This window comes from Cryobacterium sp. Hz7, assembly GCF_004402815.1.
Taxonomy (GTDB): domain Bacteria; phylum Actinomycetota; class Actinomycetes; order Actinomycetales; family Microbacteriaceae; genus Cryobacterium; species Cryobacterium sandaracinum.
In genome coordinates this window covers 64,301-77,900 of sequence record NZ_SOFB01000045.1, presented here as the reverse complement: position 1 = coordinate 77,900, position 13,600 = coordinate 64,301, and the positions used below count along the sequence as shown (strand labels likewise).

13 protein-coding genes are annotated in these 13,600 nt (G+C 70.1%); 3 read left to right on the top strand and 10 right to left on the bottom strand.

Translation table 11 applies throughout. The annotated features are described in order from the left end of the window. The first annotated feature begins 73 nt into the window (after positions 1 to 73). The gene (locus tag E3N86_RS09490) at positions 74 to 1,516 is read left to right on the top strand and encodes a helix-turn-helix domain-containing protein (protein ID WP_104099202.1); all 1,443 of its coding nucleotides are present in this window, start codon (positions 74 to 76) and stop codon (positions 1,514 to 1,516) included. Positions 1,517 to 1,817: 301 nt separating this feature from the next. Here the strand turns inward: E3N86_RS09490 and E3N86_RS09485 are convergent, their stop codons facing one another. The 10 genes from E3N86_RS09485 to E3N86_RS09440 form a co-directional block, all read right to left on the bottom strand. After that, positions 1,818 to 2,942: an ABC transporter ATP-binding protein gene (locus E3N86_RS09485; protein WP_134511845.1), complete on the bottom strand. Its 1,125-nt coding sequence runs from the start codon at positions 2,940 to 2,942 to the stop codon at positions 1,818 to 1,820. Continuing rightward, a complete protein-coding gene (locus E3N86_RS09480) occupies positions 2,939 to 4,435 on the bottom strand; it encodes an ABC transporter permease (protein WP_370295405.1) in 1,497 nt (498 codons plus the stop codon). Before E3N86_RS09480 ends, E3N86_RS09485 begins: the two co-directional genes overlap by 4 nt. Before the next feature lie 157 nt (positions 4,436 to 4,592). Then, positions 4,593 to 5,642 carry an iron ABC transporter substrate-binding protein gene (locus E3N86_RS09475; protein WP_104099200.1) on the bottom strand — a complete coding sequence of 350 codons (1,050 nt, stop codon included), beginning with the start codon at positions 5,640 to 5,642 and terminating at the stop codon, positions 4,593 to 4,595. A 113-nt stretch (positions 5,643 to 5,755) separates the two neighbouring features. After that, positions 5,756 to 6,595, bottom strand: coding sequence for an SDR family NAD(P)-dependent oxidoreductase (locus tag E3N86_RS09470; protein WP_134511844.1), 840 nt, complete (start codon positions 6,593 to 6,595; stop codon positions 5,756 to 5,758). A 1-nt stretch (position 6,596) separates the two neighbouring features. After that, complete coding sequence (locus tag E3N86_RS09465) at positions 6,597 to 7,952, bottom strand: thiolase family protein (RefSeq protein ID WP_134511843.1); 1,356 nt, start codon at positions 7,950 to 7,952, stop codon at positions 6,597 to 6,599. 9 nt (positions 7,953 to 7,961) lie between these two features. Continuing rightward, positions 7,962 to 8,291 (bottom strand): DUF2457 domain-containing protein, encoded by a 330-nt coding sequence (locus E3N86_RS16840; RefSeq protein ID WP_166785068.1) that lies wholly within the window; start codon positions 8,289 to 8,291, stop codon positions 7,962 to 7,964. 313 nt (positions 8,292 to 8,604) lie between these two features. Then, positions 8,605 to 9,402 carry an RNA methyltransferase gene (locus E3N86_RS09455; RefSeq protein WP_134371439.1) on the bottom strand — a complete coding sequence of 266 codons (798 nt, stop codon included), beginning with the start codon at positions 9,400 to 9,402 and terminating at the stop codon, positions 8,605 to 8,607. A 306-nt stretch (positions 9,403 to 9,708) separates the two neighbouring features. Next, a complete protein-coding gene (locus E3N86_RS09450) occupies positions 9,709 to 9,900 on the bottom strand; it encodes a hypothetical protein (protein WP_134511841.1) in 192 nt (63 codons plus the stop codon). Between the two features lie 41 nt (positions 9,901 to 9,941). Next, positions 9,942 to 10,388 carry a hypothetical protein gene (locus E3N86_RS09445; RefSeq protein ID WP_134511840.1) on the bottom strand — a complete coding sequence of 149 codons (447 nt, stop codon included), beginning with the start codon at positions 10,386 to 10,388 and terminating at the stop codon, positions 9,942 to 9,944. A gap of 49 nt (positions 10,389 to 10,437) precedes the next feature. Beyond that, entirely contained in the window at positions 10,438 to 10,683 is a 246-nt protein-coding gene (locus E3N86_RS09440) for a hypothetical protein (RefSeq protein WP_134511839.1), read from the bottom strand. 599 nt (positions 10,684 to 11,282) lie between these two features. On the opposite strand from E3N86_RS09440, the gene E3N86_RS09435 reads away from it, so the two are divergent. After that, complete coding sequence (locus E3N86_RS09435) at positions 11,283 to 12,020, top strand: IclR family transcriptional regulator (RefSeq protein ID WP_134511838.1); 738 nt, start codon at positions 11,283 to 11,285, stop codon at positions 12,018 to 12,020. Between the two features lie 223 nt (positions 12,021 to 12,243). Then, positions 12,244 to 13,599, top strand: a complete 1,356-nt coding sequence (locus E3N86_RS09430; RefSeq protein WP_104099416.1) for an MFS transporter — start codon at positions 12,244 to 12,246, stop codon at positions 13,597 to 13,599. The last annotated feature ends 1 nt before the right edge of the window (position 13,600 follow it).

Below are 13,600 nucleotides of genomic sequence, written 5' to 3'. Positions count from 1 at the left end.
AATGATCCACCGATGCCACCGGTGCCGGAAGTGCTCAGGTTAAGAACAGCGAATCTTTCGTTATCGTTAAGGAATGTCGACACGTGCCGCTGATCTGATCACCCTGGGACTCCGTGTCCGTCATTTCCGGGCCGAGCGCGGCTTCACGCTCGACCAGCTCGGCGAGCAGGTCGGCATGGCCGGGAGCCAGCTCTCCCTGATCGAGAACGGCCGCCGCTCCCCCAAGCTGTCGACGTTGCAGGACATTGCCACCGCCGTCGACGTGGAGCTCACCGACCTGCTCAAAAACGAAGCGCCGAACACGCGGGCCGCACTCGAGATCGAGCTGGAGCGCGCGCAGCGCAATCCGCTCTACGGCGCCCTCGGCCTGCCGCGGGTGAAGATGACCAAGGGCATGCCGATGGCGGCGCTCGAGTCCCTTCTCGGTCTGCACCGCGAACTCGCTCGCCGCGCCAGCGAAGCCATCGCCACGCCGGAAGAGGCCCGCCGCGCGAACACGGAACTGCGCGAACAGATGCGCGAACAAGATAATTTCATGCCCGACATCGAGCAGCTCGCCGAAGACCGAGTGCGGGCATCCGGGCATGTGTCGGGCGCCCTCACCCACCGGGAGGTCAGCGTGATGGCCGAGCAGCTCGGCTTCAACCTCATCTACGTCAATGACCTGCCCGGCTCGACCCGGTCGGTCACCGACCTGGTCAATCACCGCATCTACCTGCCGCCGGCGTCGATCCCCGGCGGTCACGGCTTGCGCTCGATGGCGCTGCAGGCCATGGGGCACCGGCTGCTCGGCCACGAGCGGCCGGGCAGCTACGCCGAGTTCCTCTGGCAGAGGCTGCAGATCAACTACTTCGCGGCCGCCTGCCTGATGCCGCAGGCGGCATCAGTCGCGTTCCTCTCCCACGCCAAGCGCGAACGCGAGCTCTCGGTCGAGGACTTCCGCGACGCCTTCGGGGTGACCCACGAGGCCGCGGCGCTACGACTGACGAACCTGGCCACCTCGCACCTGGACATGCCGCTGCACTTCCTGCGCGTCACCGGCGACGGCGCCCTGCAGAAGGGCTACGAGAACGACGACCTTCCCCTGCCGGCCGACGTGACCGGCTCGATCGAGGGCCAGTTCGTCTGCAAGCAGTGGAGCGCCCGCAGCGCCTTCACCCACACCAACCGCACCACCGAGTTCTACCAGTACACCGACACGCCGGCCGGCACCTTCTGGTGCGCCACCCAGACCGGGGCGACGGATGCCGGCGAGTTCTCGATCAGCGTCGGCGTGCCCTTCGTGCAGGCCAAGTGGTTCCGCGGCCGGGAGACCACGCAGCGGGCGGTGTCCCGCTGCCCGGACGAGTCCTGCTGTCGCCGCCCGGCCTCCGAGGTCTCCTCGCGCTGGGCCGGCAAGGCCTGGCCGAGCGCCCGGCTGCACGCGCACGTGCTGTCGCCGCTGCCCAGCGGCACCTTCCCCGGCGTCGACGACACCGAGGTCTACGAGTTCCTCGAGGCGCACGCCGCGGAGTAGTGGGGATCCTGGCACTGAGCCACTTACGTCGTCGGGTCATTCGTCGACGAAGACGACTTCGTCTCCGTCTCCGTCTCCGTCTCCGTCTCCGTCGAACGAATTCGACGGAGATTTTGCCAGAAACGGTCCCGAACGCTCCGAAACTGCTTCTTTTTGCGAGAATCTCCGTCGAATTGGTTCGATACCGGACACGGCGCTCCATCTGTGATGAACAGCGTACGCTCGGCGCGGACAGGAGACGACGGGCGGCTCGGCGCGGACAGGGCACGACGGAGCGGCCCGACGGGCGGCAGGGCGAGGGTCAGGGGCGGGCGGCGAACGCGGTGGCGGTGCCACGGGCGGTGAGGCTGACCCGGCTGCCCACGACGGTGCCCATCGTGCCGTGCTGCCTTACGTGCACCAGCGTCCCGGGGCTCTGCGTCCCTGGGCTCTGGGGGAAGCCGGACGCCGGGGCGCCCACGCAGAACAGGCGCACCGCCAGCTGCACCTCGGGCCCGTAGAAATCGACCGCTTCGACCTGGCCGGTACAGGAGGCGGCGGCATCCGACCCTCCGGACTCGCAGTGCTCGACCATGATCTGCTCCGGGCGCAGCATGATGCAGGCGTCGCCGCGCAGGCTGGTGGGGGCGACCGCGACTGTGCCCAGCGCGCAGGCGGCGAAACCGTCCGAGATGGTGGCCGGTAGCACGACCGCGTCGCCGAGGAACCGGGCCGTGAACAGGTCGACGGGGCGCCAGTAGACCTCGCGCGGCGGCCCGACCTGGCAGAGGTTGCCGTCGCGGAGCACCGCGAGCTGGTGGGCGAAGCTCATCGCCTCCGCCTGGTCGTGGGTGACGAGCACCGTGGTGATGCCGGCGCGCTCCAGCGTTTCGGCGACGATGTCGCGGGTTGCCGCCCGCAGTCCGGCATCGAGGGAGGAGAACGGTTCGTCGAGGAGCATCACCCGCGGCTGGCGGGCGAGGGCCCGCGCCAGGGCCACGCGCTGCTGCTGGCCGCCGGACAGTTCGTCGGGGCGGCGGGCGGCGAAGTCGGGCCTCAGCGACACCATCTCGAGCAGCTCGCTCACGGCGCGGGCGCGTTGCTTGCGGGTGCCGCCGCGGAGCGCCGGGCCGAGGCCGAACGCGATGTTCTGCCCCACGGTGAGGTGCGGGAACAGGGCGCCGTCCTGCGCGACGAAGCCGATCCCGCGCCGATGCGCGGCCACGGCCGCGCCCGGGGCGGCCACGGTTCGACCGAGCACGCTGATGGTGCCCGAGTCGGGCAGCTCGAAGCCGCTGATCAGGCGCAGCAGGGTGGTCTTGCCCGACCCGGACGAGCCGACCACGACCGTGCGGCTACCCTCCGGCACCGAGAGGGCGATGTCCTCGAGGATACGGGTGCTGCCGAAGCTCTTGTTGACCCCGGACAGTTCGACGGCGGCGGTCATGACACGCTCGTCAGCCGGGAGCGGGCGAACAGCAGGTAGGTGACCGGCAGGCTCAGCACGATCATCATCAGGGCGTAGGGCGCGGCGCCGACGTAGTTGATGTCGTTCACCTTCGACCAGAACTGGATCGCGAGGGTGCGGGTGCCGCTCGGGGCCAGCAGCAGCGTAGCGGTCAGCTCGGTGACGATGCCAAGGAACACGAGCGCCCCCGCGGCCAGGGCCGAGGGCGCGAAGAAGCGGGTGGTGACACTCAGGAACGCGGCGAACGGATGCTTGCCGAGCGACCGGGCCGCCTCCTCCAGTCCGACCGGAACCTGTGCGAGCCCGGCCCGGAGGTTCACCAGCGCGCGCGGCAGGAACATCAGCAAGTACGTCACGATCACCAGCACGGTGGTCTGGTAGAGCGGCTGCACGAAACGGATGCTGATGGTCACCAACGCGAGGGCCGTGACGATCCCAGGGAGGGAACTGGTGAGGTAGTTGACCGATTCGAGGCCGCGGGACAGCCGGCTCGGGTAGCGCACCGCGAGGAACGCGATCGGGAACGCGAGTACACAGGTGACCGCGGCGCCGACGAGGCCGTAGCCCACGGTCTGCAGCAGGGCCTGGACCAGCACGGCATCGGTCCACACGATTGCGCCGCCCTGGTAGAGCCAGCGGATGACGCTCCAGAACGGGACTCCGATCGCGAGTGCGAACAGCCCACCGAGGAACAGGTAGCCGACCGGCGTGAAGGCGCGGAGGGAGCGCCGCGGCGTGACCCGGGCCACACCCGAGCCAATGCGGGCGTACCGGGAACGTCCGCGGGCACCGGACTCCCCGATCAACAGGAACAGGCACAGCAGCACGAGAACGCCGGCGAGGGCGTTGGCCGCGGGGCCGTTGAACGTGGACCGGTACTGCTCCACGATGGCGGTGGTGAAGGTGTCAAAGCGGATCATCGCGAACGCGCCGTATTCGGAGAGCAGGTGCAGCCCTACCAGCAGGGCGCCGCCGAGGATCGGCAGCCGCAACTGGGGCAGGATGACGCGGAAGAAGACGCCCCAGGCACCGCTGCCGAGCGACTCTGCTGCCTCTTCGACCGTGGGGTCCAGCCGACGGAGCGCGGCGACGCAGGGCAGGTAGACCAACGGGAAGTACGACAGGGTGGCGATCAGAACCCCGGACCAGAGCCCGTTCAAGGAGGGTACGGCGCTTACCCAGCCGTAGCTGTTGACGAAGGCCGGCACCGCGAGCGGCGTCGCCAGGAGCACGGCGAACACCCGGTGGCCGCGCAGGGAGGTGCGGCCGACCAGCCACGCGGCGGCCACCCCGATCGCCGCGGTCAGCGGCACCGTGATCACGACCAGCCCGATCGTGTTCAGTAGCAGTTCGCCGACCCGCGGCCGGAACACGAGCGCCGAGAGGGTCGGCCAACCGGTCAGGATACCGGTGACGATGACGTAGCCCAGCGGCAGCAGCCCGAGCACGGACACGGTGACGGCGGCCGCCACGATGAATGGTGACGGTCGTTTGCCGACCCGGCCGGCGGCATCCGTGCGCCCCGCAAGCCCCGTTGCGCCGGTTTCGGCGACGGCTCCGCGACCGGTGTCCGACGGGTCGGGCGCCGGTTTCGCGGTCGGGGGGGCTGCAGGTATCACCAGTTTCAGCCTAGAGGAAACCGGCCTCGGTCATCAGATCGGTGACCTTGGTGCTGTTGAGTTTGGACGGGTCGATGACGGGGGCGTCGAGTTCGCGAAGCGGCACCATCGCGGGGTTCGCGTCGACCGCGTCGGAAACGGGGTACTCGAACGAGGTGCCGGTCTTCAGGATTTCCTGGCCGGCCTTGCCGGTGATGAAAGCGAGGAACGCCTGAGCGGCCACGGGGTTCGCGCTGGTCTCAAGCACTCCGCCGCCGGAGACGCTGACGAACGCACCGGGATCCTGGTTCTTGAAGTAGTGCATCTGGGTGCTGGAGCTGTTCTCGCCCGTACCGGCCTGGTCTGCGAACCAGTAGTAGTGGTAGATCACGCCGCCGGGGATCTCACCCGCGTTGACGGCCTTCATCACGGTGCTGTTGCCTTTATAGACGACCGCGTTCTCCTTCATGGCCGCGAGCCAGTCGCTCGTTGCGGCTTCGCCCTTGAGCTCGAGGAGCGCACTGACGATGGCTTGGAAGTCGGCGCCGGAGGGCGACGCGGCCCAGCGGCCGGCCCAGGCCGGGTCGGCGAGGTCGAGCAGCGAGGCCGGCAGTTCGCCCGCGCTGATCATGCTCGGGTTGTAGGCGAACACGGTCGAGCGGGCGGCAATGCCGGTCCAGGTGCCGGTGGACGGCTGGAACTGCTTGGGAACTTGGGCCAGCGTGGCGTCGTCGACCGGGGCGAACAGGCCGGCCTTGTCGACGAGGCTGATCGCAGGCGAGTTCTCGGTGAGGAACACGTCGGCCTTCGACGCGGCGCCTTCCTGCACGAGCTGGTTGCCGAGTTCCGAGTCGTCGCCGTTGCGGAGCGTGACGGTGACGCCGGTCTCCGCGGTGAATTCGTCGGCCCAGGCCTGGGTCAGTTCCTCGTGCTGGGCGTTGTAGACCGTGATCGAACCCGACGGGGTGGACGCGTCGGTAGCACCAGGACTGGATTCCTCAGGTGCGCTGCACCCGGTCACCCCGAGCAGGGCCACCGTTCCGATAGCGGTAAGCAGTGCCCAGCGGCGTGTCAAGATCATCGTGTTGCGTCCCTACTGTCGTGCGGGCATGACCCGCAGTGCTTTTAGGTAAGCCTACCCTAAAGAAATTGGCGTCGTCGGGGCCGCAGGGGAATACACAGGCTCGGCCCCGGTCAGCGGGGCGGCATCCGGATGGCGCCGTCGAGCCGGATGGTGTCGCCGTTAAGCATCGGGTTCTCGACGATGTGCCGCACGAGCGCGGCGAACGCGGCCGGGTTGCCGAGCCGGGAAGGGTGTGGAACCTGCGCCGCGAGGGACTCGCGCACGTTCTCGGGGAGCCCCTGAAGCAGCGGGGTGTCGAAGATGCCGGGCGCGATCGCCACCACCCGGATCAACGATCGGGCGAATTCGCGGGCGAGCGGCAGGGTCATCGCGGCGACGCCGCCCTTCGAGGCGGCATAGGCCGCCTGACCGATCTGCCCGTCGAAGGCTGCGACGGATGCCGTGTTCACGATCACACCGCGCTCCGGGACGGTGCCTGCCGTCTGGTCGATCGTGCCGGGAGTGCCGTCCGTGCCGTTCGTCCCGGGGGCTCCGTCCGTGCCGCCGACCGGGTCGGTAGCCTGCATGGCGGCCGCGGCCAGCCGGATCACGTTATACGTGCCGACGAGGTTGATGCGAATGACCCGGTCGAAGTCGTCCAGCGGCAGCGGGGCCCCGGTGCGGTCGACGGTGCGCTCGCCGGGGGCGATGCCGGCACAGTTGACCACGATGCGCAGCGGGGCGATCGCGGCGGCGGCGTCGACGGCGGCCTGCACGTCCTCGGTGCGGGTGACGTCACCCGGCACGAAACACGCCCGGCCGCCGATCACGACCGCCGCCTGCTCCCCTCTGGTGCCGGGCAGGTCGAGCAGCACGACCGCTGCCCCAGCGTGGGCTAGGGCGGTGGCGGTGGCCAGCCCGAGGCCGGAGGCGGCTCCGGTGACGAGGGCGGAGCATCCGTCGACGCGCATCTCAGAGCCGTTCGATGATGGTGGCGTTGGCCATGCCGCCGCCCTCGCACATGGTCTGCAGGCCCCAGCGGCCGCCGGTCAGTTCGAGGTGGTTGAGCAGGGTGCCGAGGAGCCGGGTGCCCGAGGAGCCGAGCGCGTGGCCGAGCGCGATGGCCCCGCCGCGCGGATTGAGCAGGGCCGGGTCGGCGCCGAGTTCGCGCAGCCAGACCAGCGGCACGGTGGCGAACGCCTCGTTGACCTCGTAGGCGTCGAGGTCGTCGATGCTGAGACCGGAGCGCTCCAGGATGCGCCGGGTCGCCGGGATCACGCCCGTGAGCATCAAGAGCGGGTCGCTTCCGGTCACCGCGAAGCTGTGGAACCGGGCGCGCGGGTTGAGGCCGAGCTGGGCGGCGCGTTTGGCGCTCATGATCAGAGCCGCGGAGGCGCCGTCGGTGAGCGGCGACGAGTTGCCGGCGGTGATGTGCCAGTCGAGTTTTGGGAAGCGGGCGGCGAGGGCGTCGGTGCGGAACGCCGGCGGCAGGGCGGCCAGGGAATCGAGGGTAGTGCCGGGGCGGATGGTCTCGTCGGCGGCCACGACCCGGCCGTCCCGCAGAGTCGTCGGCCGCAGTTCGCCGTCGAAATCGCCGCGTTCGGCGGCGGCCGCGGCGAGCCGGTGCGAGCGGGCGGCGAAGGCATCCAGTTCGCCGCGGCCCAGTTTCCACTTCTGGTTCATCAGCTCGGCCGAGACGCCCTGGTTGACGAGCCCGTCAGGGTAGCGGTCGCGCATCAGCGTGCCGTGCGGATTCGGGATCTGTACACTCTGCTGGTTCTGGTGGCTCTGCCCGCCTTGCTGGTTCAGCGGGCTCTGCCCGCCTTGCTGGTTCTGCGGGCTCTGCCCGCCTTGCTGGTTCTGCGGGCTCTGCCCGCCTTGCTGGTTCTGCGGGCTCTGCCCGCCTTGCTGGTTCTGCGGGCTCTGGGCCGTGCCGAGCGACGAGCCCAGCGGCACGCGGCTCATCGATTCGACGCCGCAGGCGATGACGATGTCGTAGCTGCCGGCCATCACGCCCTGCGCGGCGAACGTGGCCGCCTGCTGGCTGGATCCGCACTGCCGGTCGATGGTCGCGCCGGGCACCGAGTCGGGAAAACCCGCGCTGAGCAGGGCGGTGCGGGTCAGGTTGTAGCCCTGCTCGCCGACCTGGCTGACGCAGCCGCCGATCACGTCGTCGACGAGCGCGGGATCGAGCCCGTTGCGGGTGACCAGTTCGCTCAGCACCCCGGCCAGCAGGTCCGCGGGGTGCACGCCCGAGAGGGCGCCGCCCGGTTTGCCTCGACCCGACGCGGTGCGCACGACATCGACAATGACAGCCTCGTTGCTCATGACCTCAGCCTAGGCTTCTGGTGCCACCGCGGCGCGGAGCGGGGAGCGCGTGTGGGCTGCAGGCTGCAGGCTGCGGGCTGCGGGCTGCAGGCTGCGGGCTGCAGGCTGCGGGCTGCGGGCTGCGGGCTGCGGGCTGCGCGTGTGATTCGGGCTGCGCATCTGGTACGGGCTGCGCATCTGGTACGGGCTGCGCGTGTGATTCGGGCTGCGCATGGGGTACGGGCTGCGCATGGGGTACGGGCTGCGCATCTGGTACGGGCTGCGCATCTGGTACGGGCTGCGCGTGTGATTCGGGCTGCGCATGGGGTACGGGCTGCGCATGGGGTACGGGCTGCGCATGGGGTACGGGCTGCGCGTGGGGCTAACTCAGGAGATCCGGTGGGGAAGCCGTCGTCCGGCGGGTTCCGCCGCACTGGTCCGGGGGCTAACAGAACGCGGCCGACGTATCTCCTGAGTTGGCCACAAACGCGGCAGGACAGGGACGTGCGGGTGTGGCGTGCGGGTGTGGCGCGCGGGTGTGGCGCGCGGGTGTGGCGTGCGGCGGTGAGCCGTGCAGGTGCGGGTGTGACGTACGGATGTGGCGCGCGGGTGTGGCGCGCGGGTGTGGCGTGCGGCGGTGAGCCGTGCAGGTTCGGGTGTGGCAGGCGGGGCGTCAGCCCGAGAACGCCCACATCGCGACGGCGCTGGCGGCGGCCACGTTGAGGGAGTCGATGCCGTGCTTCATCGGGATCTGCACCACGGTGTCGGAGGCCGCCAATGCGTCCGGGGTGAGCCCCTCACCCTCCGCGCCGAGCAGCAGCGCCAGCCGCTCGTGCTCGTGCCCGGGGAAGTCGCGCAGGCTCACGGCATCCGTTGTCAGGGCGAGCGCGGCGAGGTGGAAACCGTGCCGAGTGAGCAGCGCGCGGGTACTCGGCCAGTCGCCGACGCGGGTCCAGGGCACCTGCAGCACGGTGCCCATCGAGACGCGGATGGCGCGACGGTAGAAGGGGTCGGAGCAGCGCGGTGTGACCAGGATCGCGTCGGCGCCGATGGCCCCGGCGGAGCGGAAGATCGCGCCGACGTTCGTGGGGTCGGACACATTCTCGAGGATCACGATGCGGCGGGCGCCGGCGAGTAGCGACTCCGGGTCGGGCAGCTCGGGCCGGTGCATCGAGGCGATCACGCCGCGGTGCAGCACGTAGCCGGTGAGCTCGGCGAGAAGCGCCCCCGGGCCGACGAAGACCGGCACGTCCTCGCCGACGAGGGCGCCGGCCTCCGGGGCGGTGTTGCCGAGTGTGAGCACCGACCGCGGCCGGTGTCCGGCGCGCAGGGCCCGCTCGAGAACCAATGCCGATTCGGCTATATACAGGCCGTGTTCGGTACCGCGCGCCTTTTTCAGTGCCACATCGGTGAGATGGGCGTAGTCCACAAGCCGCGGATCGCTGAGGTCGCTGATCTCGATGACGGGCATCCGATCAGTCTAATCGCGAGGCGGGGGCGGGTGGCGGGATGCGGGGCGCCTCGGGGCTAACTCAGGAGATCCGGGCGGCGGATGGCAGCCGGCACCCGGACCAGTGCGGCGATCCCACGGATGCCGCGGCGCGTCTCCGGAGTTAGCCGCACCTTTCATCCGCCCGTCGGGCACGGACAGCCTGGGTGCCCCGGCGCCCGAGTGGCCCCGCCGGCAGCGGATTCACGGCCCCCGGAGCACAGGCAACGGCTTCGGCCGGGCTACGATTTGCAGGAGTTATGTACCGGTAAGGGTTGCGCCCTGGGGCTAACTCAGGAGATCCGGGCGGGGGACGGCAGCCGGCACCCGGACCAGTGCGGCGATCCAACGGATGCGGCGGCGCATCTCCTGAGTTAGCCGCACCGCTCGACGTGTCGGCACGGTCCCGTGTGACCGGTCCTGGGTGATCGGTCCTGGCGGCACTGTGCTGTCGGCCGGGTCGTGTGATGGTGAGATCATGGCTGCGGATTCCTCCCGGCCAGGGGGGTGCCCGGCATCCGTCAGCAACCGGTCAGCGGCAGGAACATCCCCGCGGCCATCAACGTCATCGTCAGCGCCATACTCAGGTGCTGGGCCGACTCCAGTCGGAGCGTGGCCGGCTCGACCCCCGACCCGGTCGGGCGGCGCGCCGACCGCACGGCGCTGGCCGCGGGGGCAACGGATGCCGCAGCCAGCAGCACCACAAGCCAGGCCGGCAGCGTTCCGCCGTCGGTGATCGCCGGCGCGTGCCCGGCATGGGCGCCGTTTCCCACAGCGGTCCCGGCGGCAACGGGCGCAGCGGCAACGGGCGCAGCGGCAGCCGTGGCACTAGCCGTGGCACTGGTTCCGGCGCCAGCGCCGGCCACCGCGACCGAGCCAACCGAGCGGACCACCGCGACCGAGCCGACCGAAGCCGCCGTAGCCTCAGTCGACGCCGCCGGCAGCATCGCGACCCACATTACGGACATCAGTAGCAGCGATACGGCGTGATGCGCGGCGGGCATGCGGTGCCGCCGGTCAAGTAGGGACAGCAGCGCCGCCCCGACCAGGAGCCCCGCCCAGGAGCCCCGCCCAGGCCAAGGAGCCGAGCAGCTTCATGCCCGGCAGCACCATGTCGGAGCACGAGACGGTCATGACGACCATGGTGGGAGCCGCGACCAGGGCGCGGCCCGGCATCCGGAGCCCGGTGAGCGCACACGCCGCTCCCAGGCCGGACGCCGCGACGGCAGCGACCAGGCACACGGACACCCAGATCGCGGTCATTTCGGCTCACGATAGGCCGGTCTCCCCCGTGGGTCTTGCCTGTCAGCGCACGGATGCGCGCAGCGAGGCGACAGCGCTCCGTGTGGCTAACTCAGGAGATTCACCGCGGCGAAACCACCATCCCGCACCTGTGGCGCACGGGTCCGCACTGGCCCGTGCCGAATCGGCCGCCCCGATCCCGGAACTCCTGAGTTAGCCTCCGCGAACCCGGCATGACTTCTGCACGCTGGTGGGGGCGCCGGCCCGGGCCGCCGAAAGACCCGGACGGGGGCGCGATGCGGCCCCCCACAATTTGCAGGAGATATGCACGAGGAGGATTCGGACCCGAGGACCGGGAACCCTCGCGCGCGGGCGCGCCGTCACGGTGGTGTGGCCAACTCAGGAGACGCGCCGCACCACCCCCTCGCTCCCCGCACTGGTCCGGGCGACAGATGCCGCGCGGCACCCGAGTCTCCTGAGTTGGCCACACACACGCACACACGCACACACGCACACACACGCACGCACACTCCGAGTGCATAGCTCCTGGGGCGACCGCGGGCCCTGAACCACGAATGCGAGAATGGCACCGTGTCGACGTCAATGAGCGGGGTAACGGGATGAGCGAGCAGAGGAAGCCCAGCGGGCCCAGTGCCAACGGCCCGAACGGTGCGCCGCATTCGCAGACCCTGTCGCGCGGCATCCGCGTGCTCGAGATTCTCGCCGACGCCGACGAGGCCCTGACCATTGCCGACGTGGCCGCCGCCCTCGGCGTGCACCGCTCGATCGCCTACCGAATATTACGCACGTTGGAGGACCATGGGGTCGTGATCCGGGATGCCGCGGGCGCCGTACGCCTCGGCCCACGGATGGCCGCGCTCGCCCGCGGCGTCTCCCGCGGTCTGCAGGCCGCGGCGCTGCCCGAGCTGACGAGCGTCGCGAACGAGTTGGGGATGACAGCCTTCGTGACCGTGCTGGACCGGGCGGAGGTCGTCACTCTGGTCAGCGTGGAACCGCGGCAGGCGCACGCCACGGTCGCGCAGCGCCCCGGCACGCGGCATCCGCTCGGCCGGGGTGCACCCGGGATCGCCATCCAGTCCCTGCTCACGGCGACCCAGTGGGTGAACCTCGGCGAGGGAGCCCGCCGAGGCGAGGCCGCCGACGTGCGCGCACGCGGCTTCGCCACCAGTCATGACGAGGTCATTCCGGGGCTGGCCTCCGTGGCGGTGCCGCTGATCGTGCCCGGCGAGGCACCGGCGGCTCTGGCGGTCGTCTACCTCGGCACCGGGCAGAGTGACGCCGCGATCGGCGCGCGCCTTGTGACGGCCGCGGCCGTGATTGCAGCCGACCTGCGCTAATTGCCGCCACACCGGGCCAGACGCGGGCGCTTTGACCGGGCGCCGCCGACCGGGCGCCGGCAGCCGGCCCGGCGCACGGCGGCATCCGGACCACGAGACGGCGGCACCATCCAGGCCCCCCGGACGACCCCGTTCCTAGCCCTGTAGATAATATACGATCTGTGATACCGTTTCGAGATCGCACGATTCCAGCACCACACAGGGAAATACAAAGGGGTATTCCATGGCATTGACGACCGACCGAGCGAGCGCCGCGAAAGCGACCGCCGCGAAACGACACGAGGAACGCCGGGTCCTCGCAGGCACCATGGTGGGCACCACCATCGAGTGGTACGACTTCTTCATCTACGCGCAGGCCGCCGGCCTCGTGCTGGCCGGGCTGTACTTCGCCCCGCTCGCCAACGACAACGCCGGTCTGGCGCAGCTCGTGGCCTGGGCCTCCCTCGGCATCAGCTTCCTCTTCCGCCCGCTGGGCGCGGTCGTGGCCGGCCACCTCGGTGACCGCCTCGGCCGCAAGGCCATGCTCGTGCTGACCCTCGTCATCATGGGCGCGGCCACGGCACTGATCGGCCTCCTGCCGACCTTCGAGCAGATCGGCGTCTGGGCGCCGATCCTGCTGATCGTGCTGCGCATCCTGCAGGGCTTCTCGGCCGGCGGGGAATGGGGCGGTGCCGCCCTGATGTCGGTTGAGCACGCCCCGGTCAACAAGCGCGGATTCTTCGGCGCGTACCCGCAGATCGGCGTGCCGACCGGGCTCATCCTCGCCACCGGCGTCATGCTCCTGGTGACCAGCACGATGAGCGAGGAGGCCTTCCTCGCCTGGGGCTGGCGCATCCCGTTCCTCGTCTCGGTGCTGCTTATCGTGGTCGGCTTCATCATTCGCCGCTCGGTCGACGAGAGCCCCGTCTTCAAGGAGATGCAGGATCGCAAGAAGGAATCGGCCGCCCCCCTCCGCCAGCTCTTCCGCGGCCACTGGCGCCAGGTCATCCTGACCGCCCTGATCTTCATCGCCAACAACGCCGCCGGCTACCTGTTGATCGCGTTCTTCTCCTCCTACGCCACCAAGCCGGTCGAGGCCGGCGGCCTGGGCATGGAACGCTCCCCCGTGCTGCTGGCCAGCACCATCGCCGCCGCGTTCTGGCTCGCGTCGACGATGATCGGCGGCATCCTCTCCGACAAGATCGGGCGCATCCGCACGTTCCAGTTCGGCTACGCCTGGCTGTTCCTCTGGGCCATCCCGATGTTCCTGCTGATCGACACCGGCGAGATCCTCTGGTTCACGGTGGCGCTCGTCGTGCTGGCCAGCGGGCTCGGCTTCTCGTACGGTCCACAGGCGGCGCTCTACGCGGAGATGTTCCCGGCTCAGGTACGCTACTCGGGCGTGTCCATCGGCTACGCCATGGGTGCCATCCTCGGTGGGGCGTTCGCTCCCCTGATCGCGCAGCTGCTGCTGGACGAGACCGCCTGGTCACCGTCGATCGGCATCTACATCATGGTGCTGGCCACGATCTCCTTCGTCGCGGTCTCCGTGGTGAAGGAAACCCGTGGAGTCCCGCTCGGCATTTCCCAGCACGACTAGA